Here is a 24,577-nt window from a genome sequence, read left to right on the forward strand (position 1 = left end):
TTCCCCCTATTTGAGTTTAGATAAAAAGCTTGTTCCGTATTTTGGCATCGTTGTCTTGAAATTATCTGCAACGGTTGCCCCAAGATCAGCAAACGTTTTTGCTGTTGGCAGTTCATTTGCTTCCTGATGCTTTTTGCTGTAAGCAATGAGCGGAACATATTCTCTTGTATGATCTGTTCCGTGATGAACTGGGTCATTACCATGATCTGCTGTGATCACAAGAAGGTCATCCTCTTTCAACAGGTCAAACACTTCAGGAAGACGTGCATCAAATTCCTCTAGTGCTTTTCCATAACCCTCTGGATCTCTTCTATGTCCGTAAAGAGCGTCAAAATCAACAAGGTTTAAAAAGCTGAGTCCTGTAAAGTCTGTTTTAAGTGTATCGACCAGCTTGTCCATTCCATCCATGTTTGATTTTGTTCTAAGAGATGATGTGATACCCTCGCCGTCATAAATATCAGAAATTTTTCCGATCGCAATGACATCGAGTCCATCATCTTTCAGTTCATTCATGACTGTACGGTCAAATGGTTTTAACGCATAGTCATGACGGTTTGGCGTTCTAACAAATGCGCCAGGCTCTCCGACAAACGGACGAGCGATAATCCGACCAACCATATATTTTTCATCTAATGTGAGTTCACGGGCAATTTCACAAATACGATAAAGTTCATCTAATGGCACAACTTCTTCGTGCGCAGCAATTTGCAGCACAGAATCCGCAGATGTATAAACAATTAAATCGCCTGTTTTCATGTGCTCTTCGCCAAGCTCATCTAAAATTTCCGTACCAGACGCAGGTTTATTTCCAATAATACCTCGGCCTGTTTTTTCTTTTAGTTCATTTAATAGTTCATCTGGGAATCCTTCTGGAAAGACTTTGAACGGTGTGTCTATGTAAAGACCCATGATTTCCCAGTGTCCTGTCATTGTGTCTTTACCGTTTGATGCTTCTTGCATTTTTCCATAATACGCAAGCGGTTTTTCATCCGCTGGAATTCCTTTGATTTCTTTAATATGACTCAGCCCAAGCTTCGCCATATTCGGCATATGAAGCCCGTTCATTTTTTCAGCAATATGTCCAAGTGTATCTGCACCTACATCATTAAAATCAGCAGCATCTGGTGCTTCCCCAATTCCTACTGAATCCATGACGACGAGGAAAATACGTTTATACTGATAATCAGGCATTAAAAAGCGCCTCCTTCAATATTCTTGTCTTTTGACCTTACAAACAGTGAGAGGTCAGACATCTCAAGTATAAACCGTTTACAAGCCAGTTGACAACCATAAACGGTGTAAACATGAAAAAGCATGACACCCGTTCACTGTGTCATGCTTTACTTATGCCCTTGGATGGAATTTGTGATACACATCTTTCAGTCTTGTTTTCGTCACATGTGTATAAATTTGTGTTGTCGAGATATCGGCATGTCCGAGCATTTCCTGTACAGCTCTTAAGTCCGCACCGTTTTCAAGCAGGTGTGTAGCAAATGAATGTCTGAGCGTATGAGGCGTCAGTTCCTTTTGAATCCCTGCTTCGATGGCTCGTTTTTTCAAGTTCTTCCAGAAGCCTTGACGCGACATTTTTTTTCCATGATGATTGAGAAATAGGGCATCGGACGGCTGTTTTTTTAACAGCTTGCTTCTTCCCTTTTCGATATATTCTTCAATTGCGCTTGCAGCAGCTTCACCGATTGGCACAATACGCTCTTTTCTTCCTTTTCCAAAACAGCGGACAAAGCCCATTGTGAGGTGAACATCGGCAAGGGTCAGATCCAGCATTTCACTGACGCGAATCCCCGTTGCATATAAGAGCTCAAGCATTGCTTTGTCTCGGTAGTCAAAGGGAGTGTGCTGATTTGGTGTATCAAGCAGCTTTTCGACCTCCCCTAATGATAAAACTTTCGGTAAAGTCCGCTCTGTTTTTTGCGTTTCAATGTTCCATGACGGGTCATTCGTTGTCACTTTTTCCCGAAGCAGAAATTGATGAAAGGAACGGATCGATGATAGATGCCGTACAGACGTTTTACTCGATTTCCCTTCCTCTTTTAGCTGCTTTAAATAATGAATGATATGCAGACGCGTGACATCGCTAATATCCGTCAGCTGTTCATGTGTCATTAAAAAAGACAAGTAGTTCTGTAAATCTCTTTTATAAGAAACAATGGTATTTTCAGAGAGTCCTCTCTCTACGGTCATAAAATGAATAAAGTCGGATAATTGATCGTTCAATGATTTCTACTCCCCGTTTTGATAAAAATAAATCAATCGGTCTTGCCAATTTTCTTGGTTCGGCTGATCCATTTCCATCACTTTAATTGCTGCACCCTCTGGTTTATCATAACGATGGTAGCTTTCATATTCTGAATTTATCCATATCATAGCATAATAGAACAGGACGGTAAAACCAGTGAACAAGATAAATACTTTGATCACTTCACCTGTTGTTTTGAGCCATTTTCGCATAAACTTCAAGTCCTTTCTCACCTTCTCATTACTTCAGCATATGCCAGGTGGGACAAGGAATATACAGCGAAAATGCAAAAAACCTCTTCATCTTAAATGAAAAGGTTCCAATTCGGATTATTTGCCGGATTCATCATCATGACACCGGTGGCAAATACCATGGAATGTCAATCTATGATCCTTAATTTTAAATTTCCAGTCACGTTCAATAATCTCTTCGACATCTTCTAATAAATCATCTTCTATCTCATCGACTGTTCCGCATTCCATGCAGACAAGATGATGATGGAAGTGAGCGGCTCCTTCTTTGCGAAGATCATATCGCGAAACGCCGTCTCCAAAGTTAATTTTATCAACAACTTTCAGTTCAGTGAGCAATTCTAACGTCCGATAAACAGTAGCAAGACCAATTTCAGGAGACTTCTCTTTTACGAGGAGGTATACATCTTCTGCACTTAAATGGTCTTCTTCATTCTCAAGCAGTACTCTTACTGTGGCTTCACGCTGTGGCGTGAGCTTGTAGCTGGAAGAATGAAGCTGCTTCTTAATTCGATCAATCCTATTTTCCATTGACTTTCCCTCCTACGCCACATTACTTGATCATTATATCAAATGATGTGCTGAGAGCCAACTATAATCATTTTAAATTGATAAATAAATTGATTATTAATTAATAACAATTATAAAAGAACACCTGCCAGCTTTTTCATCAGCATGAATGATATGTACGATTCAAAAAAAGACGACAGTGCAGCAAGCGCTAAAATCATCAGCAGAACAGATGCATACCGGCCAAACCACTGGACGGGTGCTTGACTGATGGTTTTTTTCATGAAGAGCTGTCCAATGAGACGGATAGAAAACGCAATCGCACAAGTGCCAATCACTAAATAGGCTGGAATGAGCAAAATGTTTTGCGGAAGCACCGATACAAACGAGAGAAAAAATCCACTCAGCCCCATTTGATTCACGAGAAAACCAACAGTAAACCCAACAACAATTCCTTTTAAAAAGATCATGAGAAAGATAAGCGGCAGACCAACGATGGAGATTCCCAGAATCCACATAAGGCCTAAATATTTCATATGATGCAGGAAGCTTTGTAGAAACATTTCTTTTGATTCAGCTGCTTTCTCATTCGTCAGTTGACCAAAAAATTGATTTAAATAATAGAATAAATCCTCTTTCTGGCTGAATGTCATGCTATTGACAATAATCGCCCCGAAGATCACACCCATTAAAAAGAGTACAGAGACAAATAAATAAATCGAGAGATGATCTTTTACGTGCTGAAGAAGATGCTCCTTCCAAGACTTTTTCCGCATGTGTCTTCCTCCCAAATAGTAAGGTTACTAGATTCTATGAGAGAGATTACGAAACATGACAGTTTTATTGAAAGAAAAAAGAGAAAGCAGCCTGCTCACTGCTTTCTCTTTTTCATTTATCGTGCGGCTTTTTGTACGTTCACAAGCCCGGCACCGTAATAAAAAGGTTCTCCAAGCTTTGTCGCCGTTTTTGACAGTCTCTCGCGTACTTCATCGTTTGTCAGATTCGGATGTTTTGATAGAATGACAGCCGCAGCGCCCGCTACATGCGGTGATGCCATTGACGTTCCGCTCATGTAGCCATATTCGTTATGAGGAATGGTGCTCAGCGTTGAAACGCCTGGTGCTGAGACTTCCAGTTCTTCGCCAACAGATGAATCAAAAGCTCTTTGCTTTTTTTGGTCTACAGAGGCAACCGCCATCACGGAACTGTATTTAGCCGGATAGTCAATCGTATTGAGAGAGCCATAGCTTCCTTCATTCCCTGCAGAAGCCACAATGAGAATCCCTTTATCATACGCTCGATCTACCGCTTCTTTCAGCGCCTCAGATTCACTTGCTCCCCCCATACTAATATTGATGACATCCATGTCATTCTCAATGGCCCATTCAATCCCTTTTATGATCCAGCTATAGTAGCCGTCACCATTTTCATCTGCCACCTTGACAGCATAGATAGAAGCTTTTGGTGCAACACCCACGACACCTACCTTATTATCTAATGCTGCAATTGTGCCTGCCACATGCGTTCCATGTTTATGCGGATCAACAAACGGATCAGACTCTGCCGGTACAAAGCTCACGCCGCCGGTGACATGTAAATCCTCATGTTTGCCGTCGATGCCGCTGTCAAGAACGGCTACTTTGACATTCTGTCCAGCGTATCCATGTTTATGTACCTTTTGTGCTTTGATGCTTTTGATGCCGTATGGAATCGTTTGAGCGCTTGTTTTTGCTTTTTGGTCTTCCTCGATAAAGGTCACTTCTTTTGCTTCATTCAGTTTCTTTTTCGAAGTCTCATTCAGCGACACTTTCATCATATCTATTTGCTCTATTGATTCTTTCACATGCCCGCCAGCTTCTTCTACAAGCTGTTTTTGTGTTTTGTCTTGAACGGAAGAAGAAAAGCCGATCATGTACTCTTTTTTTGTTTGCTCCTTTGCAGAAATATCTGACGCGCCAAACATGACGGATGTCACAAGCACACTTGCCATACAAAGCCCTGCTCCAAATGACTTGACGTTCACGATACTCACTCTCCCTTTCGTTTCTTTTTGTCATTTAACTACATATTTAGACAAAAAGAAACGACCGTTTGTCCTATTTTTTAAATTTTTCCATTTATTTGATCTAGTTGTCACAAAAAAGCAAAATAAAAATGCTTATGATCCTCTTGATAGTGATCATAAGCATTTCGTCCTTTATGTTTCTTCATCATATGCTGCAAGGCTTCCTGTTTTGTTTTTGTCTTCCTTTCGTGTGTGCTAAAATGCGGCATGTTTCCTCTCGACAGTTCTGGATTACGGCTCTGCTGCCTTTGGATATGCTCTCGTTTTTTCTTTGCTTTGCTTTTTCCCATTTGGCAAAACCCCTTTCGTTGACGTTATGATACACGATGTTACATAAAAAAGATAGACGTAAAAACGTCTATCTTTCTGTTTTCACCATATCAAGATGCGGAATCCCATCTTCATCATAAACATCTGAGACGGCCTTGAAACCAAATGATTCGTAAAATGACTTCAGGTAGGCTTGCGCCTGTATTTTGACACTTGTTTCACCTAATTCACTAAGCTTTTCTAAAGCCTTGATGAGCAGCAGCTTTCCATAGCCTTTTTTCCGGCCGGCCTGCGTCACAAGAACGCGGCCGATGGACGCCTCTTTGTACATGATCCCGTTTTGGAAAATTCGGCAATACGCCACAATGACGCTGTTCTCTTTTGCGATGAGATGAAGCGCTTCTTGGTCCCTGTGATCAATTTCAGGGTAAGGGCATGTTTGTTCTACAACAAACACGTTGACTCTTTCCATGAGAATTAAGTAAAGATCCTCTTTTGACAATTGTTCAAATGTGTGACATGTCCATTTAATGTGACTCATGATTGATATCCACCTTACCGTACACTCCGCCTCCACCAGCGATGAGTCCGACTTCGCCCTTCCTTGCTTTGATGATGTAGCCCGCTGTCTTTTCTGGCAGAACGGCTTTTAGTTCTTGTTCTGTTGCTTGATGTAAAATATTCATCTCTGTGTGAAACACGGCTTTTAGCTTCTCCAGTGTTTTAGGTCCAACACCTGGAATAAACTGAAGCGGAAGCTGGTGAACATAAGGAGGTCTCGTTCTTTTTTCACTTTCTTGGTCAGCAAGCTCTTCTAAACGTTCACTTACTCCTTTTGTCATCCGTGTATGTCCGCATACATGGCACTCTTTTTGATCTGGTGCGTGAGGTCTAACCCCGCATTTCTCGCAGGTCGTATGATAATACTTCCCAAGCCGCGGAGCAAGTCCATAATTTCCTGTGACAGCTCTGCCATCTTTTTCTTCAAGGGCTAGCTTGAATTCGGCAAAAGAGGCATGATCCATTTTGATTTTTGTATATTCCCGCGCGATTTTCCCTAAAGAATGAGCATCTGAATTCGTTAAAAAGGGATACCGGTTCAGCTCACTCAACTGGGACGCCATTGACGTATCACAGCTAAGACCAAGCTCAACAGCATCAATAAGGTCAGGATCAAATACTTCCGTTAAAGAAGTGTTGACCCCTTTGCCGTATAGACTTTTATGCGGCGTAAAAATATGAGCAGGAATAAACAAACCTCCCAGCTCCTTAACCTTGCGCTGAAGTGTTTTCCCATCAACATAGAGGCGCTGTGAACTCAAATGCACATTTTTCATATGAAGCGAAAGCCAGGCGGAAAACTCAGACATTTTGTGTAGTGTGGGCATAAATGCCAGCACATGAATCGGTCCCTTTGAATGGTCATCATTGATTTCTAATTCACTGCCTAAAAGCAGCACTGTCTCTCCAAATGATAGACCGCCGTCATTTAGTTCAGTGTACCTGCCTTCCTCTACACCTTCTATTAATTCTTCTAGGACTTCTGGAGATTGTGCATCAATCACACCAATCATCCCCATCCCTTTACTTTCTGCTGCTTCAATAAGAATTTGATCAATTGTCAGTGACCTTGCACCTGTAATTTTGACAGCTCTGCCTGTTCTTGTTCTGCCAATATGGATATGGATGTCTGCAAAAAATTCCTTCATTTTGTTGACTCAAGTACCTCTTGCAGTTGTAAGTACTGAATGGCATAGGCTGTTTTTGCATCATAAATATGCTGCTCTTCAATGAGGTGCAAGGCTTCTTCTAATGAAACTTCCATTACTTCGACAAATTCATCTTCATCCAGCTCTCTTTTTTCTTCAAGCGGAACTAGCTGATCTGCTAGATAGATGTGAACAATTTCATCTGCAAAACCAGGTGATGTATAAAAGGCCGTCAGCTTTTGAAGCTGCTGAGTTGTATATCCTGTTTCTTCTTCTAATTCTCTTAATGCTGTATGTGCCGGCTCTTCCCCTTTTTCTAGTTTTCCGGCCGGAATTTCAACGATGGCTCTCTCTAGTGCTTTACGGTATTGTTTGACCAAGATGATTTTATTTTCGTCTGTACGTGCAATGACGGCTACTGCACCAGGATGTTTAATGATTTCGCGTTTGCCTTGTTTTCCATTAGGCAATTCTACATCTTCAAGAACCAAATCAATGATTTTTCCGTTGTATAATTCTTTAGACGATAATGTTTTTTCTTCAAAGTCCTTCAATTTTGTCAGCTCCTCGTTCTACTTTCACTTTTTACTTCATTTATTTTAACATAGATGATTTAAGAGAAGCGAAAAGCGAAACGCTTGCTTCAATGCGCCATTTGAAATCACCTAGCTTGAATTCCTGATTTTTTTCACTTAATGTGAAAGGATAGGAGTGTGATGGAATTGAAAAAAAGACGAATTGGCACCTCAGATCTCTTAGTGAGCGAGGCGGCACTAGGATGCATGTCTCTTGGGACGGAAAAAGAAAAAGCGCTCTCTTTATTAGATGAGGCCATTGATCTCGGAATTAACTATTTGGATACAGCCGATTTATATGATTTTGGGACAAATGAGGAAATTGTCGGGGAAGCCATTAAAAACAGACGGCAGGATTTGATTTTGGCGACAAAAGGCGGCAACCGCTTTGAAAAAGGCAAACCAGGCTGGGACTGGGACCCTTCAAAAGCGTACATAAAGGAAGCAGTAAAACAAAGCCTCAAGCGGCTTCAAACAGATTATATTGATTTATATCAATTGCACGGAGGCACGATTGATGACCCCATTGATGAAACGATTGAGGCTTTTGAAGAATTGGTAGAGGAAGGCGTAATTCGCTATTATGGCATTTCATCTATCCGTCCAAATGTCATTAAAGAATATGCCAAAAAGTCCAATATCGTAAGCGTGATGATGCAATATAGTTTACTCGACCGCCGCCCAGAAGAATGGTTCTCTCTACTTGAAGAACAAAGCATTAGTGTCGTCGCAAGAGGTCCTTTAGCGAAAGGATTATTAACTGAAAAGCCACTTTCTCAAGCAAGTGCAGCGATTCAAAAAAACGGCTATCTTCAATATTCATTTGAAGAGCTTCAGCAGATCATTCCTTCTTTAAAGAAAGTCGCTTATGACCTATCACTCACTGAACTGTCCATTCAGTATATACTGAAACATTCTGCGGTCAGTTCCGTTGTATTTGGTGCAAGCTCAGTGGATCAGTTAAAAGAAAATATAGCAGCAGCAAATGCACGTTCATTAAGTGACCAAGAAGTCAAAGCATTAACTTACTATACAAAACCATCTGTGTATGAAACGCACCGGTTCAAATAACAAAAAAGATCACATGATGTGATCTCTCAGATTGTAGAAGAACTCATGTTTTTCTACAATCTTTTTATTTTAGCGTATGTATGATGCTAGTGTTTCTCTATTAAAAATGAGGAGGGGCTAAAAGCCCCGTTGTCCTTATCTTGCACTTTCATAATATGCATAATTTCCAGATTTGCCTTTAAGATAAAATGTAGTACCAAAGCGACTGAAACTATTTGCAAAAGAACCATTATCTGAATACATACATAGTCGATTACTTGCGCCTTTAAAAGGGGTTACAGAACAATCAACAATTGAAGTAGCCTTTGTACTTAAATCCGCATTCGTTAAATCATTTGTTGCAAGAGCTTGTCCAGAAACAGGTAAAAGCAATCCTAAAGATAAAGCGACTCCAGCCATTGTTTTTCTCAATTTCATGTGAATCATCTCCATTCCCAAATTTTGTAATACACCTTCATTATAAGGAGAATGATCCTCTATCAAAAGGGTCTTAATAACCATATTTTCAATAAAAAGGAATTTAAATAATTCAATACTCACCTTTTTACTTCTATCTTAAACTTAAGTTATGGGATTTCGTTTCGTTTGACTGTAAATATCATACTGTCACGATTCTGAAATGAAGTGATGTGAAGGGGGAAGAAGTGCTTTTCTCTTTAAACACTTCTATGTTTCTGCTGTGGATCTATCTTAAGAAAAAAAGAGAGCATCATCGCCCTCTTTTTTAGCTTTTATACTTTCTCCAGTCTAAATGGCTTTCATCTAGCAGCTCTGAAAAGCTTTTGTTTTTTTCTTTTTCTTTCTGCTGCCGAAGGAGGTCTTGTCGTTTTTGTTCTTCTCTTTTTTCTGTCTCGACGGCAAGGTTCTGCTTCATTTGAAGAAGCTGCTGTTTGACATCATCGTTTATGCCGTCCTTTAATTTCGCTTGATCTTGTTTGGTCTTTTTCATTGTGCCTCTCTCCTTTTGACTTAGTGTATCATCCGTTTTATTTTCTGAGCAAGAGGCACGCCAATCTCCCAAGATGTGGTATGATCTTCATAGAAAAAAACCCAGAAAGGAAGAATCGGCTAGATGAAGAAATGGATCGCTATATTTGCCTTCATATTATGTCCACTCGCTGCAATCGGTATTTTTTTCACCAATAAAATGATGTATATTCGAAAATTAACGGATGAAGAGCTCATCAAACGAGAATCAGATGGAGGCCATTATCAACACGAGGAATTTCAACAGCTTAAAAAAGAGAAAGTGTGTATTCCTTCAGCATTTGGTTATGATCTCCATGGCTATTTTGTGCCGTATCCCCATACAACACGAACAATCGTCCTTTGCCACGGTGTTACAGTCAGTTTGATTAACTCCGTTAAGTATATGAAATTATTCCAAAAGCTCGGATGGAATGTGATGCTTTATGATCATAGAAGACATGGAATGAGCGGCGGGAAAACCACAAGTTATGGATATTATGAAAAAGAAGATCTAGCAAAGATCGTAAAGTGGCTCAGACAAAAACTCGGAGAAAGTGCCATCATTGGGATACACGGAGAATCAATGGGTGCAGTCACGACCTTGTTATATGCTGCAAAGCCGAAAGCAAACGCCAATTTTTTCATAGCAGACTGCCCTTTTGCTTCTTTTGAGGACCAGCTTCTTTATCGATTAAAAACAGATTTTCGCCTTTCAGGAAAATGGATTCTTCCACTAAGTGATCAAGTGTTAAAATGGCGGGACGGATACCGCATTCGGCAAGTTTCCCCTCTTGATGTGATCGATCAGGTGAAAGAACCTGTACTTTTTATTCATAGCCGCCATGACGACTATATCCCCTGTGAGCAAAGTCAGCAGTTATATACACGAAAAAAGGGTGACAAACAGTTATTTATTGCGCCACACGGTGCGCATGCAATGTCTTTTAGCGAAAATAAGGAAGCTTATGAGCAAGAAATTCAAGCATTTCTTCAAAGATTTGAATTGAATGAAAATAAAAGAGGAGAATGAACAGCAGTTCGTCCCCTCTTTTTGAGCTAACTTATGCGATAGTCACCACTGTTGTATGGTGTCTGCCCGCAAGCTCCATATGGCTCTCTTCCGATTGCTGCTGACTCATGACCGATAATCCTGCAGTTGCTGCCAATAAAAGAACTATCAAACTCGTTTTCATATAAATGACCCCCATTTTGGATTTTTGATATGGCTTGAATTTTCCTTTCGTAAAACCGGGTAGATACTTCAAACAGTCCAAGCTCATTGTAATAATGAGCCGCATCAAGTGCCAATTCCTCAATATCTGGGTATAAGCGCTTGTCCTCGAGCAGGTCTAATGTATCGTCTATGATTGTTATGTCTGCATCAACGTACAATGCTTTTAAGAATTGAAATTTGCAGATGTAAATTTCATCTTCTAATTCACAGGCCTTCATAATACCTTGTTGATAGAGGGTTAATGACTCTTCTATTTGTTTTTGTTTAAACAGGATTTGTGTCAGCATAAATAGTGGGTCTAGAGAGCGATTAAGATGGGTTAAATTCTCCTTTTCAAACACTTCAATAGAGTCTTTCAGATAACGCCTTGCTTCCGCAAGATCGTTCATTTGATAATAACAGTTACCTAAGTTGAAAAGGGCCGAACCTATGACTCGAGGGTTTCCAATTGAGCGTGCTCGCTTTAGAGCATTTTTAAAGTAGGGCAATGCATGTTCATAGCATTTCAAATCATCATAGTTTGCACCAATGACAAATTCACAGTGGATGATTCTCAGCGTGTACGTTCTGTAGGCAGAATACGTATCTAACGCTTGCAAGGCATAGTGCATCGAAAAGTGGGTTTGTTTCATGTGGTAGTAAATTTCTGCTAATTTAAAGTAAAATTCTGCTCTTTCTATATCATCTGATATGAGATTGAGCTTTTTTTCTGCTGAGCGGTAATAAGCAATGGCACTTAAATAGTTTCTCTGTTCAAATTCAAACATTCCTGTGAAAAAATGAACATAGTATTCAAGCATATCCGTTAATTTCGTTTGTGAATGTTCAATCGTTTCTAGCAAATTCTTAATCTCTTCATCATTCGAGGCTTTCTTTGCCGGTTCAAAATATTCAAGCATCACCTTGTGGCGAAAATCCATCAGCTGGTAAAACAATAATAAGTTTTGATCCTGCTCCATCTCCAGGATTTCCTGCTCGATCTCCGCCTTCAGCTTCTCTGCTTTCATCACATGAAATCCGCAAATCTGCCTATACCATTCGTTTATTTTGATTCCAACCTGAGGCGATGACAGCTTGAGCTTCAATTCACTTTAGCACCTCCCTTCTCATATACGATACATGTTGTATTCTATCACATTTCCTCGAATGGAAGAAATATGAAAAGTCATTTTTCGCAAAGTTTTCGGTATCCCGCAATAAACGCTGCAAATGCCTATTTTTCGGCATTTACAGCCATTATTTTTTTATTTCCAGCTTGCTCATTTTGTCGAATTGTTTGTTGAAAAACGGCTTTTTTCGCTTCAAAAGATCATTTTTCAGATTAGACAACCGTACGGTGTGATGAGATGATAAACGCACGAAAAAAACCCTTTCGAAAAAGGGCTTTTATAATACATCTGTTACTTGGTCCATATTCTCTTTGATCCAATTGACAGCTAAATCGAGCGTTGGAAATTCTTCTGTTTCAAATGTGACTTCATCTTGAAGAAGCCAAACGTCCTTTTTCACCGAATCCATTCCACCTATTGACCAGTGCAAAAGGCTATAGGGATGATTGTTATTTAAAAACGACACCCATGTTTTATTTTGTGCCGTATTTTGTATTGCTTTTAGCTTTTGATCCACTACATTTCCACCTTACTTTACAAGTATACCCATTCTCGGGCTGAGTATTTGTTGAGGACTTTTCAACATGAGTGTGTTGGCTTTTTCGTTAAAATCAATCGTCATTTCCTCGTCAAAAAAGACCTTTTGTGCTGTGTGTATGTACAGCTTAAAGAGCTGATTATGCTTGAGTTCTTCCCATTCGCCTGTTCTTTCGCCTGTGAGCCAAATCATTGGGACACCGCTTACCGCACAGCCGCACCCATCTGAATCATATCGAAGGAGCAGTTCTTTTGTTTCATGCCCTGCTTGTTGTTTTGTAAGGAACGCTGCTGCTGGTTCTGTTATATGAATATACATGCCGAACATCCTTTTTTCGTTGATTGTTACATTGTAACATATCAGTCATCAATTAAACATGTTCACGCCCTGTCAGCTCTTATGTCTGATCATTTGTCTTTAACTGGTCTGACCAATTGTACGCTTCTTGTTCAATTTCTTTAATGAGCTCATCTTTTCCTTTGATATAACTTGCCATATCTTCAGGATAGGCTTTTGCCAATTGACGCTTTTTATCTGCATAGACTTTGGCACGGTCAGGTGCAGCTTTTAAATAATCTCGGAACACCAAATGCCTTTTTACATCATCATGTCCGGCTTCATAGGCGTGAACGTGATGTGTTCGGTTCAAGCCGCCTTTTCTAAAAAAACGTCTTCCCTTGAGTCCATTTTCTCCGAGCGGTTCATATCCAAGCTGGCGAAACAGATGGTTACACTCATCTAAGCTGCTGATATGCTTCACCTCTAGCAAGATATCAATAATTGGCTTAGCCGCCATTCCTATGACTGACGTACTGCCAATATGGTGGCCATATACCCAGTTGTCGCCAACTATCTTTTTCAGCTTGTCATGCTCATCTTGAAATTGTTTTGGCCAGCTCGATTGGTATTCAATCACTTCCACCTTTCGAAGCATCAAACGTTCCATCTTTGTTAACATCAGATTGTTTTCCACCTGCAAACGGGCCTTCTGTTTAAACCCTAATTTTTCATAAAGCTTGATTGCTGGTGTATTTGCCTCTGCTGTTGTGAGCTCGATTGTTTTTTGATGCTGGATAATGGATTGCAGGAGCGCTGTCCCGATTCCTTGATTGACATGATGTGGGTGCACAGCTAACCGGCTGAGGATGATCCGATCGTCATGTAGTTCATATGAAGCGATCCCTAACAAATGCCCCTCTTTTTCAAATCCTATGAAAATCTCATCTGTTTCTATTATGTCTTTAACCGTTTCTTTTAAGGGCGGTAAATCTTGATAGCCAATTTGTTCTGCCTCCCGCTGATATGCGGCTAATTGTATATGTAACAGCTCTTTTGCTATTTCTTTATTTTTTTGATCCAGTCTGATGATCATGCTTTCGCCTCCAGCTTTTTCACAAATAGCACCCGGTCTTCATGAATGCCGTCGTAATCTGAAAAAACTGAAATGCCATCCACTGTTTTATCTCCCTTTTCTATCTGAAAACCGAGCTTTGTATGGTAAGCAATCGAGACTTTATTGACAGGAGCTGTGATGGCCTTAATCGTCGTTCTTCCTTCCTTTTCAGCCGCTTCATAAAACGCTTGATAGAGAATTTTGCCAATCTTTAATTTCCGGTGGTCTGGATGTACCCCGACAAAGTGAATATACGCTTCATCTGAATGTGATTGCGATAAAAAACCGACTAAAAAGCCGATCAGTTCACCTTTTTCAACAACAACAAAACTTGTTTGCTGAAAATGTTCGAAAAATAGCTTTGGCAATTTTGCGCGCAAATCTCTGCCTCCCCACCAGCTTTGAATGACGGATGTGACCGCATAAAAATCTGACGGTTTTACTTGACGTATCATGATGACCTCGCTCCTTTTCGTTTTTAGCTGTACCGCTCTTTTTTCACAAAAAATCAACTGTTTCAATAGTCTACCTGTCTGATCAATTGTTTGTAAAGGTGATGTATCAGCCTTTTTTCCTTTCAGCTTTGTTGGTTCTTCGTTCTTTCGCTGTCATCTCCTTTTAAATCTTCACACTTATTTCAAAAAGTTCACTTTTTGTGCGAAAGTTTTATTCTTTTGTTATGTTAAGATGGATCATATAGGAAATGGAACAAACGTTTATTGGAGATGATGATATTGGTTTGGATTGTTACTTCACTTGTTGTGTTTAGTCTTTTAAAGTTGCTTGTCACTTCGCTGCCTTCGGGTGTTGTTGAACGCCTTTTTAGTCGTTATGCGGTGCATGCAAAAGTAACAAGTGATCAAACAACGATGACGTTTCAAGGACGTCCACTCGATGATCAGCAAACATCTGAAATTATTCAACATTTTAATGATGCGATCTTTATTGAACGCTACTATATTTACCCTGGTGATGAAGAGCGTTTTCTTCATCCACAGGAAGGACCGGCGCCGCTTACCATGCAAACAAAGCTTGGCAAGCATGATGTAACCCTTTATCTGTATCATTACGATGACCACGTGGATGTGGTGCGGCAGTTTACCCATAAGCCTAAGAAAAAACTAACGGCCTATCGTTTGCGTTCTGAGCCGCTCCAAACATCCAACAACTTGGCACATGCTTAAAATGACTCATTTTACACAGATGAGACGAAGTGGAGACACTTCGTCTTTTTTGTATGGATGATTTATACTCTTCTCTTTGAATGATTTACCAGTATCAATTTCACCTTCTGGCGGTTAAAATGTATACAGAACATACGTTCTAAGAGGTGAAAATCATGAATGAACGAGCCATTCTGCTTGTGGATATGCAGTCGTTTTATGCGTCAGTCGAAAAAGTGGAGGCTCCCCATTTGAAGGATGTGCCGCTCATCGTTTCAGGAGATCCCGAGCGGCGGAGCGGGGTCGTACTTGCGGCCTGCCCGCTCGCTAAAAAACGGGGCGTACAAAATGCATCAAGATTATGGGAAGCAAAGGAGAAATGCCCTGAAGCCGTCGTTGTACGTCCACGTATGCAGCGCTACCTTGATGTCTCTGTCATGATGACAGAACTGCTTGAACAATACACAGATCTTGTCGAACCCTATTCAATTGATGAACAGTTTCTCGATATTACAGGGAGTGTGACACTACTCGGTTCACCCCGCGAGATCGCTCAAAATATACAAACGACCATTATGAACCAGACGGGCATTTACGCACGTGTTGGTATTGGTCCTAATAAAGTGCTCGCTAAAATGGCCTGTGACCATTTTGCTAAAAAAAACACATCTGGCATCTATGAACTTCGTGCAGACCGGGTTGCGGCTGATTTATGGCCGCTTCCGATTGGAAAATTATTTGGTGTCGGCAAACGGATGGAGCACCACTTAAAACGAATGGGCATCAGTACCATCGGGACACTTGCTGCTTATCCGTTAGACCGGCTAAAAAAACGCTGGGGAATCAACGGGGAGCTTCTGCAACGAACTGCTTTAGGACACGACCCTTCCCCGGTCACTCTTCACACACATGATCAGCAAAAAGCGGTTGGGCATCATATGACCCTTCCCCATGATTATGCGTCCTTTGGGGACATCAAAGTCGCCCTTCTTGAATTGAGTGAAGAAGTGGCAAGACGTGCGCGCTTTAAGCATTATGTTGGGCAAACGGTGTCTGTTGGCGTAAGAGGTGCTGATTTTTCTCATCCGACTGGATTTCATAGACAAATCAAGCTCCATTCACCCACACAGTATGGGACAGATATTGCAGAAGCAGCTATTCAGCTATGTCAGCAGCACTGGGACGGCCAGCCCATTCGCAGTGTAGGTATTACTCTCTCGCAGCTGCAGCCTGACAGCCAATATCAGCTGAGTTTATTTGATCACCATTTAAAAAAAGACAGACTCAGCAAAGTATTTGATGCGATCCATATGAAGTATGGACCTGCTGCACTCTTGCACGCTTCGTCACTAACAAGCGCAGGGCAGGCGTATCACCGCGCCGAAAAAATTGGTGGACATTACAAATAACGGAGGCGAAAAGCCATGAATCCCAATAAATTAACACCTGGATACAACATCATGTGGGAATCAAGCCGAATGATGCTCCCAGAGCACCGTGAACAGCTGCTTGCTCAAAAACGGAAGAAAAAAGAATACACGCCTCCTCCGCTGAGCACTGATCAGCTAGAGGAAATGAATTTTTTGATCACACAGTCGATTACAGAGGATCAAGCGATTTGCGTGACATATGCTGCAGCAGGTATGAAACAGCAGTTTTGGGGCTGGGTGAAAGCCATTCATTATGAAACCCGGCGCATAAAAATCGTCAATGATGAAGATGTTCTCCACCTGTCCTTGCAGCAAATTGTCGCGATTGATCTTGATTAAATTGTCTTTAAGTGATCGTACGAATCAGCATACTAAAAGACATAGAAGCACCGGGAGAAAAAAACAAGACTTCGAATTTGCGGGGCCATTAAAGGCTCCTCTGTCCTATGGCGGATGTCTCCTCCATCAAATTGTGTATTTAATTTGCACAATTTTTCATGTATGATTGGAACATCTTAACACTCAGGGGAGAAACATCATGAAAAATAACTTACGTACTTTACATCCACTTAGTTGGACGATCATCATCGGCACCATATTCGGCCGAATGGCGACGTCCATGAGCATTCCTTTTTTAGCCGTTTATTTGACACAAGTCAAAGGGGCTTCAGCTTCTTCAGCTGGGTTAATCATTGCCGTCAGCTCCCTTATTGGGATCGTGGCGAGTTTTTACGGCGGCTATGTTTCTGACCGAATCGGCAGGAAAAAGGTCATGCTTCTATCCATCTTCGGCTGGACACTTGTCTTTGTTGGCTTTGCGTTTGCAGATGCCATTTGGGTCTTCTTTCTCATGAACGCTTTAAATGGACTGTGCCGGGCACTGTTTGAACCGACGTCTAAGGCACTCTTATCCGATGTCACCCCATCAAGTATTCGGTTGTTTGTTTTTAATTTACGGTATACGGCCATTAATATCGGGGTGATCTTCGGCCCGCTGCTTGGCTTATATCTAGGATCATCGAAAACAACATTTCCATTTCTTGTCGCTGCCTTCATTTATTTGTTATATGGATTAACACTGGCCTGGCAATTTCAGAAGCATCCAGTTGCTGCTCCAGAAAGTACGAAACAAATCAGCGTCAAAAAAGCCCTTTCCATTATCCAAAAAGATACGGTCTTTAGCATCATCCTCATCGGCGTTACCTTATGTTCGTTCGGGTATTCGCATTTAAGCTCAACGCTGCCTCAATACTTATCAGCGTCACCTATGATTGAGGATGGTCCTAAACTGTTTGGATATCTTTTATCTTTAAATGCAGTGGTTGTCATTGTTGTACAATATCCGCTCATCATGATTGCGAAGCGCTACTCCACCATTTTGTCGCTGACCACCGGGAATATTCTTCTTGCCGGCAGTTTGTTTGCCATTGCTTTTTCACAGAGTCTCGGCATGCTTGCTTTCATCATTGTCGTGTTTACGATTGGGGAGGTTCTGCTGTTTGCGATGATGGATCTTTTTGTAGACAATATTGCAAAGCCTGAAGTGAAGGGATCGTACTTTGGGGCGATGGGATTTTCTCAGCTCGGCAGCGTCATCGGACCATTTGTCGGCGGACTGTGTATTGACTATTTTGGCGCAGCCCATCCCCTCTCCATTTTTACGGTCTTGTCAATGATCACCATCGCAGGCGTTCCATTTTTACTCATTGGATATTACCGTCTAAAAAAGCGATCGGCAGCAGCCATAGCTGTTAAAGTAAGTGGAGATCATTAAAAAAACCGCTCTTTCGTTTGAGCGGTTTTTTCTTTATACCCGGCGGATGGCGATCTCTTCCACCTTGTGCTGATCCCCTTTTTTCAAAATGAGATCAGCCCGATATTTTGTCGGTAAAATATTTTGATATAAATTAGGGCGGTTTACGGTATTCCAAATCGTGCTTGCCATCTGATCTGCCTCTTCATCCGTCAAATCTTTATATTGATGAAAAAAGGATTCAGGATCTTGGAAGGCTGTTTCTCTGAGCAAACGAAATCGTTCTTTATACCATGATTGAATTTGCGTTTCAGCGGCGTCTACATAAATCGAAAAATCAAAGAAATCTGATACAAACACACGCGGTTCATCCTTCAGATCATCCAGCGCTGGTGATTGGAGCACATTGATTCCTTCAATAATGACAATATCCGCATCCTCTACTGTTTCATACACCCCTTCTAGCCGGTCATAGGTCAGATGCGAATATACCGGGGCATGCACAGTTTGTTTACCTGATTTTAATTCATTCAAAAAAGACAGCAGGGCTTTGACATCATAGCTTTCCGGGAAGCCCTTCTTTTCCATCAGCCCTCGATCCTTTAATTCTTTTTGAGGATATAAAAAGCCATCTGTTGTCACAAGACTCACCTTCAGCCCATCTCCAAGCCTCGATAAAAGCGTTTCAATGATACGAGCCGTTGTGCTTTTCCCGACAGCTACACTTCCAGCAATTCCAATTAAAAAGGGAATTTTGGCATGGTGCGGGTAGTTTAAAAAGGCATTCACATGCTGGTTTTTTTGTTTTTCTGCAAAGACATGTAATGTCAAAAAACGAATAAGCGGTATGTAAATATCTCGAACTTCTTCCAGCGATAAATAGTCATTTAACCCTTGCAGCGCTCTCGCTTCCTCTTCTGAAACAGATACCGGCATATATTCTCCAAGAGCTGCCCAAGCCTCTCTCGTATGGCGCGTGTATAGCGTATTAAAATCTAGTCTCGTGTCACTCAAAGTCTTTCCCACCAATCTTCACTAAACTCGTAACCCAAAAAGACGATAATCCGATTGTAGCTTAAAATGAAGGCGCTGTCTTTATTTTTCAACGAAAGTTTACTTCTTTTGCAAAAAAAAAGCATTAAAAAAAGGAATATGAGGGTAAATAAGAGTATTCAGTACGATAGATAGAAGGGAGCAAACCAAATGAAATATGTGATGATTGGCGGAGACGCAGCAGGAATGAGCTGCGCTATGCAAATATATAGAGAGGATCCAGATGCACACATTGTTGCTTTTGAAAAAGGAGAGATTTTCTCATATGGACAGTGCGGACTCCCCTATTTGATCGGCGGTCTCATTGATCATCACAGAAAGCTGATCGCACGCAGTGCCGAAACCTTTCGCGAGAAATATGGAATTGACGCCAGATGCTTACACGAAGTGACCTCTATTGACCCAGAGCAAAAAACAGTGTCGGGTCATCATACGAAAACAAAAGAACCCTTTACAGAAAGCTATGACCGCCTCTTAATTGCGACAGGAGCAAGCCCTGTCACACTGGATTTAGACAGCCAGCCATTAGAAGGCGTACACGTATTAAAAACCATCCCGCATGCGCTGTCCATTTTAGACCATTTAAAAAAGGACGTCACACATGTCACGATCATTGGCGGTGGATATATCGGCCTTGAAATGGCTGAAAATTTAAAAGCGCTCGGAAAGAACGTACATATCATTCAGCGGGGAGCAGCACTCGGCCCGGGCTTTGACTCCGATATGGCAAAACACCTTAAAGAAGAGGCTGACGCCAAGGGCATTCACGTATCGCTCGGAGAAACGGTACAGCAATTAGAAGGCAAGTCACATGTCACAGCTGTTATCACAGACAAACAAACCATTCAAACAGATATGGTCATCATGGCCATCGGCGTCACTCCGCAAACCTCCTTTTTACATCATACCGGAATCAAGCGCCTTCAAAATGGCGCTATTGCAGTAAATCAATACATGCAAACCAATATAAAAGACATTTATGCTGCCGGTGATTGCGCGGCGACCTACCACCGCATCAAAAAATCACTGGATTATATTCCGCTTGGCACAACTGCGAATAAACAAGGGAGAATCGCAGGATTTCATATGACAGGAACAAACCGGGCATTTCAAGGCGTGACTGGAACAGCCGTCATGAAATTTATGGACGTGACAGCGGGACGAACAGGCTTATCAGAAAAAGAAGCAAAAGAGGCAGACATTCCTTTCTCCGTCATCACCATTGATAGTACAGATCACGCGAAGTATTACCCAGAAGCGCAGAAAATGAAAGTGAAACTGATTTACAGAAGCGATGACCGTACCTTGCTTGGTGCCCAAATCATCGGCAGAAACGGTGTAGATAAACGGATCGATATCGTGGCGGCTGCCCTTTACCAAGAGCTGACCATAACAGATCTTGAAGATTTAGATATTAGCTATGCACCGCCTTTTAACAGTGTATGGGACCCGCTTCAGCAAGCGGCAAGACGGATATAGAAAGTGTCACAATGAAGCCTTACCTCAAAAAAAGAAACCAGTTCAAAACCGGTTTCTTTTTTGTTACTTTTTCATCATCGCTTTTCTTGCTGCTTTTTCAAATAAAAATGGGAATAACTGATACAATTTGCTGCCAGCGTTCATCCAGCCGGGCAGATTAATCTCTCTCTTTTTCGTCATCATGGCAGATACGACCTTCCCTGCCACCTTGTCCGCACTCAGCATCATAAAATCAACGTTCTTCACATATTCACCGCTGCGGTCAGCGATGGTAAAGAAGTCTGTGGCAATTGGTCCTGGGTTGACTGTCGTCACGTGAATGCCTGAGTCTGCCAGCTCCATTCTGAGGCTGTTTGAAAATCCAAGAACGGCATGCTTTGATGCGGAATAAATAGCTGATTTGGGAGTTGCAATCTTTCCTGCCTGGGATGCGATATTGATAATATGTCCCTGCCCTCTTTGTTTCATCTCAGGGATGACCTTTTTCGTGCAGGCGATTAAGCCAAACACATTCACCTCAAACATCGACACCATTTCCTCTATGGAGGCATCTTCGACGAGATCGAATACGCCAAAGCCGGCATTGTTGACCAAAATATCGACCGGCCCCACTTCTTCATACGCGCGATCAATGTCCTCAAGCTGGCTGACATCAAGCTGAGCGATGTGACACACCCCGCCAGCACTCATAATTTTTTCTTTCACACTAGTAAGCTTTTCCACTCGTCTTGCTGAAATAATGATCTCTGCGCCTTCTTCTGCTGCCAAGTACGCCATTTTTTCACCAATGCCCCCAGATGCGCCAGTAATCCAAACCCTTTTTCCTGTCAATCGCCCCATGCGTTTCACTCCTTAGTTTGCTCTGTAATAGACGATTCCGTCTTTTTGCATTTCTCCAATTTGCCCAGCCTCTAAGAGCACATCCAGCTGACCGACTGTCTCTGACATCGTTAAAAACAAGGCCTCTTCATACATCACTGGAAATAACTTGCGGCAAAGATGAAAGGCCGTCATTTCTTTTTGTTTAAGCAGCTGATACATCGTATTTGCTCGTTTCTCTTGTTTCTTAAATCTTTCTTCAATCAATTCATGGTGGGACGTGATGAGCTGACCGTGTCCTGGATAAATCGTCTTGATTGGCAGACGCAATAACCGATTGAGTGATGCTTTATATTGAAGCAGTGATTTTTGACGTTCCTCGCCTTCATACGGTGCTTCCATTAACGGATTTGAAGAAATGGTCGTCAAAAGCAGGTCGCCGCCAATAAAATTCCCCGTTCTTTCATCTAAAAAAGAAAGATGAGATTGTGCGTGTCCGGGTGTTTCCATCACAAAGAAGTGTTCATGCCCGCTTAAACGATCACCTTCTTTAATGATCTCATCTACATGTGAAGTACAAGAATATGTATAAGATTGCTTCACCATTTTTTCACACTCATTTTGCCGAAGCGGGACACCTAACTGCTGAAAAAAAGGAATCATAAAGTCCACTTGGCGCTGCTTAAAGACTGGATCCTGACTAATATAGGGCTCATTTAGCTGGTGTCCGATCACACGGACATGAGGTTTCATCAGATTTAACAGACCGACATGATCTGCATGATGATGGGTCAGCACCACTTGATCAATATCGTCTATCGATAAACGATGTTCCTTTAATTGCGTGACAAAAGCATGCTCTGCCTCTTCTGTCATCGGACCGCAATCTACTAAGGTGACGGCCTCTCCTTTTAATACATATGCATGCACATCCCCAACGGCAAACGGCGTCGGGATGGATAATTGAATGATGTTTTCTTTCACTTTTATACGTCATCTCCTGCTTTTTGACTCATGATTGTGGGTACTTAAGCCTTCATACTTCATTGTATCTTGCAAAAGGCAGACTGTCATGCGGTTTAGATGGGCAATTTTTTAAACTGCCCTATTGACATAAACTTGTCCATCGTTGCATAATGAACAACAAATATATGATGCGCGGGTGACAAGGATTAGTAAGCAAAATAACGATGCAAGAGAGTGAGGTCCGCCGGCTGAAAGACTTCACCATCCTCTTATTTGCTGAACCTGCCCTTTGAGCTGTTAGGCAAACCTAAACGTTTCCCGCGTTAAGGGACTAGAGCTGAGTATGCAGGTTTGCATGCTAATTGAGGGTGGTACCGCGAAAAACCTTTCGTCCTTTTCAGGCGAGAGGTTTTTTTATTTTCTACAAGGAGGAGCAGCTTATGAGTAAAATTGGATTTATCGGTGCAGGCTCAATGGCAGAGTCTATGATCAAAGGTTTATTAAAAAGCGGAATGATGTCGAATGAAGATATCATTGTTACAAACAAAACGAATGAAAAACGATTAGAAGAATTACAGGTACGTTATGGGGTCAAAACGGATTTCGCTCGGTCCTTTATTTATGAAGAAGCGGATATTCTCGTTTTTGCCTTAAAACCGAAGGATGCAGAAAGCGGAATTTCTGAAGTCCAGCCTCATTTACATGGACAGCTGATCATTTCTATTTTAGCTGGTATTTCCATTGAAACGATTCAACACTATGCTGGCGGAAAGACAGCAGTCGTTCGTGCGATGCCAAATACATCAGCGGCGATTCAGCAGTCAGCAACAGGTATTGCCGTAAGTCATGAAGTGACAGAGGAGCAAAAGAAAAAAGCCGTCGAGCTGTTTGAAACAATCGGGCATGTCACAGTATTAGATGAATCGCAGCTAAATGCTGTGACAGCCATCGCAGGCAGCGGCCCAGCCTTCATTTATCATTTGATTGAAGGAATGGAGCGAGGAGCTTCGGAACTTGGAATGGACCAAGCAACTGCGAAATTACTCATTTGCCAAATGATTGCAGGCGCCGCCAATATGCTTCAAGACAGCGGAAAAGAGCCTGCCCAACTGCGCAAAGAAATCACAAGTGAAGGCGGAACAACAGAAGCAGGCCTGAACACACTGGCTGCCTATCAATTTGAAGAAGCCGTTGTCGATTGTGTCAAAACAGCTACTAAACGCGCAGCAGAATTAAACGAAATGTTTTCAGCAAGCACGTATAAATGAAATTGAAAAGCACCTGTTTTGATGACAGGTGCTTTTTCACATATGACCCTCTATTTTTTTTCGCTGGCCACTGGGTGTGAATTGCGTGATTCACACTTCGGTTCTTTCTGTTCTTTACTAGAAATGGCTTGTTCTAATAAAGAATCACGTGCCTGATAAAAATTCACATCAACTAATAATTCTTGATGCTTCACTTTAGCACCTCCTCATGTAGATGATTCACTCATTGACATGATGGCTTTGATTTGATCCAGATGATGTTGTTCATGTAAAGCGATGGTTTCAGCTAATATTTGGACGGTCATCACTCCTTCTTCCGGATGCAGGCCTGATTGTGCCCAAATATCTTTTTCTAATAGCCGAAGCGTGTTGTTTCTTCTCTCTTTCATCCGTTTGATCAATGCTTTGATATCGTCAGCGTTATACCATTCATACGCTCTTTCTTTCACGTATATTTCAGGATCATACGATTGAAAGGGCGTGTGATCATCTGATATCGCTTGCTCTATCCGCTCTGACCAGACTTCTTCTGTGTCATACAAATGCCCGGCGAGCTGCTTAATTGACCACTTCCCCTCCCCCAAAGATTGATCCAGTGTGTAATCATCACAAGCCTTCACTATCTTCTCTAGTTCACTCATACTTTCCTGAAGCGATGTGATGATGTCTGTTTTTGTTAATTTCCCAGTTTCCAT

Annotated in this window: 30 protein-coding genes; 8 read left to right on the forward strand and 22 right to left on the reverse strand. The window is 41.6% G+C overall.

Annotation, left to right across the window (positions count from 1 at the left end; genetic code table 11):
* Positions 1-6 precede the first annotated feature (6 nt).
* From deoB to NSS65_RS11040, 10 genes are all read right to left on the reverse strand, one after another.
* Positions 7-1,191: a phosphopentomutase gene (deoB, locus tag NSS65_RS10995; RefSeq protein WP_041117869.1), complete on the reverse strand. Its 1,185-nt coding sequence runs from the start codon at positions 1,189-1,191 to the stop codon at positions 7-9.
* A gap of 153 nt (positions 1,192-1,344) precedes the next feature.
* Complete coding sequence (gene xerD, locus NSS65_RS11000) at positions 1,345-2,235, reverse strand: site-specific tyrosine recombinase XerD (protein ID WP_041117871.1); 891 nt, start codon at positions 2,233-2,235, stop codon at positions 1,345-1,347.
* A gap of 6 nt (positions 2,236-2,241) precedes the next feature.
* Positions 2,242-2,469: a YqzK family protein gene (locus tag NSS65_RS11005; protein WP_034280782.1), complete on the reverse strand. Its 228-nt coding sequence runs from the start codon at positions 2,467-2,469 to the stop codon at positions 2,242-2,244.
* Positions 2,470-2,586: 117 nt separating this feature from the next.
* Complete coding sequence (gene fur, locus NSS65_RS11010) at positions 2,587-3,039, reverse strand: ferric iron uptake transcriptional regulator (protein ID WP_003215577.1); 453 nt, start codon at positions 3,037-3,039, stop codon at positions 2,587-2,589.
* Between the two features lie 110 nt (positions 3,040-3,149).
* Positions 3,150-3,794, reverse strand: coding sequence for a stage II sporulation protein M (gene spoIIM / locus NSS65_RS11015; RefSeq protein ID WP_024422873.1), 645 nt, complete (start codon positions 3,792-3,794; stop codon positions 3,150-3,152).
* Positions 3,795-3,910: 116 nt separating this feature from the next.
* On the reverse strand, positions 3,911-5,041 hold the full coding sequence (locus NSS65_RS11020) for a S8 family peptidase (protein WP_081124553.1): 1,131 nt from the start codon (positions 5,039-5,041) through the stop codon (positions 3,911-3,913).
* Positions 5,042-5,151: 110 nt separating this feature from the next.
* On the reverse strand, positions 5,152-5,373 hold the full coding sequence (locus tag NSS65_RS11025; protein WP_034280349.1) for a hypothetical protein: 222 nt from the start codon (positions 5,371-5,373) through the stop codon (positions 5,152-5,154).
* A 68-nt stretch (positions 5,374-5,441) separates the two neighbouring features.
* The gene (locus NSS65_RS11030; protein WP_268423908.1) at positions 5,442-5,894 is read right to left on the reverse strand and encodes a GNAT family N-acetyltransferase; all 453 of its coding nucleotides are present in this window, start codon (positions 5,892-5,894) and stop codon (positions 5,442-5,444) included.
* A complete protein-coding gene (locus NSS65_RS11035; protein ID WP_024428054.1) occupies positions 5,881-7,062 on the reverse strand; it encodes a TIGR00375 family protein in 1,182 nt (393 codons plus the stop codon). The genes NSS65_RS11030 and NSS65_RS11035 overlap by 14 nt, the downstream gene beginning before the upstream one ends.
* Positions 7,059-7,616, reverse strand: a complete 558-nt coding sequence (locus tag NSS65_RS11040; RefSeq protein WP_024422878.1) for an NUDIX hydrolase — start codon at positions 7,614-7,616, stop codon at positions 7,059-7,061. The genes NSS65_RS11035 and NSS65_RS11040 overlap by 4 nt, the downstream gene beginning before the upstream one ends.
* 168 nt (positions 7,617-7,784) lie before the next feature.
* On the opposite strand from NSS65_RS11040, the gene NSS65_RS11045 reads away from it, so the two are divergent.
* Positions 7,785-8,708 carry an aldo/keto reductase gene (locus NSS65_RS11045; protein WP_024422879.1) on the forward strand — a complete coding sequence of 308 codons (924 nt, stop codon included), beginning with the start codon at positions 7,785-7,787 and terminating at the stop codon, positions 8,706-8,708.
* 135 nt (positions 8,709-8,843) lie between these two features.
* Here NSS65_RS11045 and NSS65_RS11050 read toward each other — a convergent pair whose 3' ends face one another.
* Together NSS65_RS11050 and NSS65_RS11055 are read right to left on the reverse strand one after the other, a co-directional pair.
* Positions 8,844-9,248 (reverse strand): antimicrobial peptide LCI, encoded by a 405-nt coding sequence (locus tag NSS65_RS11050; protein ID WP_224426704.1) that lies wholly within the window; start codon positions 9,246-9,248, stop codon positions 8,844-8,846.
* A 184-nt stretch (positions 9,249-9,432) separates the two neighbouring features.
* On the reverse strand, positions 9,433-9,657 hold the full coding sequence (locus NSS65_RS11055) for a YqkE family protein (RefSeq protein ID WP_024422881.1): 225 nt from the start codon (positions 9,655-9,657) through the stop codon (positions 9,433-9,435).
* Between the two features lie 123 nt (positions 9,658-9,780).
* Between NSS65_RS11055 and NSS65_RS11060 the strand changes: the two genes are divergently transcribed.
* Positions 9,781-10,707 (forward strand): alpha/beta fold hydrolase, encoded by a 927-nt coding sequence (locus tag NSS65_RS11060; RefSeq protein ID WP_326134805.1) that lies wholly within the window; start codon positions 9,781-9,783, stop codon positions 10,705-10,707.
* Positions 10,708-10,733: 26 nt separating this feature from the next.
* Here NSS65_RS11060 and NSS65_RS11065 read toward each other — a convergent pair whose 3' ends face one another.
* The 5 genes from NSS65_RS11065 to NSS65_RS11085 all read right to left on the reverse strand — a co-directional run bounded on the left by NSS65_RS11065 (position 10,734) and on the right by NSS65_RS11085 (position 14,406).
* On the reverse strand, positions 10,734-11,996 hold the full coding sequence (locus tag NSS65_RS11065; protein WP_046311682.1) for a tetratricopeptide repeat protein: 1,263 nt from the start codon (positions 11,994-11,996) through the stop codon (positions 10,734-10,736).
* Between the two features lie 301 nt (positions 11,997-12,297).
* Positions 12,298-12,537, reverse strand: coding sequence for a YqkC family protein (locus tag NSS65_RS11070; RefSeq protein ID WP_061109315.1), 240 nt, complete (start codon positions 12,535-12,537; stop codon positions 12,298-12,300).
* Positions 12,538-12,549: 12 nt separating this feature from the next.
* The gene (locus NSS65_RS11075) at positions 12,550-12,876 is read right to left on the reverse strand and encodes an iron-sulfur cluster biosynthesis family protein (RefSeq protein WP_024428050.1); all 327 of its coding nucleotides are present in this window, start codon (positions 12,874-12,876) and stop codon (positions 12,550-12,552) included.
* Positions 12,877-12,955: 79 nt separating this feature from the next.
* Positions 12,956-13,930 carry a GNAT family N-acetyltransferase gene (locus NSS65_RS11080; RefSeq protein ID WP_034280332.1) on the reverse strand — a complete coding sequence of 325 codons (975 nt, stop codon included), beginning with the start codon at positions 13,928-13,930 and terminating at the stop codon, positions 12,956-12,958.
* Complete coding sequence (locus tag NSS65_RS11085) at positions 13,927-14,406, reverse strand: GNAT family N-acetyltransferase (protein ID WP_024428048.1); 480 nt, start codon at positions 14,404-14,406, stop codon at positions 13,927-13,929. The genes NSS65_RS11080 and NSS65_RS11085 overlap by 4 nt, the downstream gene beginning before the upstream one ends.
* Positions 14,407-14,685: 279 nt before the next feature.
* Between NSS65_RS11085 and NSS65_RS11090 the strand changes: the two genes are divergently transcribed.
* From NSS65_RS11090 to NSS65_RS11105, 4 genes are all read left to right on the forward strand, one after another.
* Positions 14,686-15,135: a YfmQ family protein gene (locus NSS65_RS11090; protein WP_024422888.1), complete on the forward strand. Its 450-nt coding sequence runs from the start codon at positions 14,686-14,688 to the stop codon at positions 15,133-15,135.
* A gap of 155 nt (positions 15,136-15,290) precedes the next feature.
* Positions 15,291-16,523, forward strand: a complete 1,233-nt coding sequence (locus NSS65_RS11095; RefSeq protein ID WP_144496202.1) for a DNA polymerase IV — start codon at positions 15,291-15,293, stop codon at positions 16,521-16,523.
* Positions 16,524-16,538: 15 nt separating this feature from the next.
* Positions 16,539-16,883 carry a YolD-like family protein gene (locus tag NSS65_RS11100; RefSeq protein ID WP_034280328.1) on the forward strand — a complete coding sequence of 115 codons (345 nt, stop codon included), beginning with the start codon at positions 16,539-16,541 and terminating at the stop codon, positions 16,881-16,883.
* 199 nt (positions 16,884-17,082) lie between these two features.
* Entirely contained in the window at positions 17,083-18,318 is a 1,236-nt protein-coding gene (locus tag NSS65_RS11105; RefSeq protein WP_024428045.1) for an MFS transporter, read from the forward strand.
* 33 nt (positions 18,319-18,351) lie between these two features.
* On the opposite strand, the gene coaA is transcribed toward NSS65_RS11105, so the two are convergent.
* The gene (gene coaA, locus NSS65_RS11110) at positions 18,352-19,311 is read right to left on the reverse strand and encodes a type I pantothenate kinase (protein WP_024428044.1); all 960 of its coding nucleotides are present in this window, start codon (positions 19,309-19,311) and stop codon (positions 18,352-18,354) included.
* Positions 19,312-19,500: 189 nt separating this feature from the next.
* Here coaA and NSS65_RS11115 point away from each other — a divergent pair, with 189 nt between their 5' ends.
* Positions 19,501-20,829 (forward strand): CoA-disulfide reductase, encoded by a 1,329-nt coding sequence (locus tag NSS65_RS11115; protein WP_034280326.1) that lies wholly within the window; start codon positions 19,501-19,503, stop codon positions 20,827-20,829.
* 63 nt (positions 20,830-20,892) lie between these two features.
* Here the strand turns inward: NSS65_RS11115 and NSS65_RS11120 are convergent, their stop codons facing one another.
* Positions 20,893-21,669, reverse strand: coding sequence for an SDR family oxidoreductase (locus NSS65_RS11120; RefSeq protein ID WP_034280324.1), 777 nt, complete (start codon positions 21,667-21,669; stop codon positions 20,893-20,895).
* 12 nt (positions 21,670-21,681) lie between these two features.
* Positions 21,682-22,632, reverse strand: coding sequence for an MBL fold metallo-hydrolase (locus NSS65_RS11125; protein WP_098677450.1), 951 nt, complete (start codon positions 22,630-22,632; stop codon positions 21,682-21,684).
* A gap of 422 nt (positions 22,633-23,054) precedes the next feature.
* Between NSS65_RS11125 and proC the strand changes: the two genes are divergently transcribed.
* Entirely contained in the window at positions 23,055-23,882 is an 828-nt protein-coding gene (gene proC / locus NSS65_RS11130; protein ID WP_065214657.1) for a pyrroline-5-carboxylate reductase, read from the forward strand.
* A gap of 50 nt (positions 23,883-23,932) precedes the next feature.
* Here proC and NSS65_RS11135 read toward each other — a convergent pair whose 3' ends face one another.
* Together NSS65_RS11135 and NSS65_RS11140 are read right to left on the reverse strand one after the other, a co-directional pair.
* Positions 23,933-24,076: a hypothetical protein gene (locus NSS65_RS11135; protein ID WP_155267113.1), complete on the reverse strand. Its 144-nt coding sequence runs from the start codon at positions 24,074-24,076 to the stop codon at positions 23,933-23,935.
* A 12-nt stretch (positions 24,077-24,088) separates the two neighbouring features.
* A complete protein-coding gene (locus tag NSS65_RS11140; RefSeq protein ID WP_041109709.1) occupies positions 24,089-24,577 on the reverse strand; it encodes a DinB family protein in 489 nt (162 codons plus the stop codon).

The sequence above is a fragment of the Bacillus sp. FSL K6-1006 genome (genome assembly GCF_038593175.1).
Taxonomy (GTDB): domain Bacteria; phylum Bacillota; class Bacilli; order Bacillales; family Bacillaceae; genus Bacillus; species Bacillus safensis.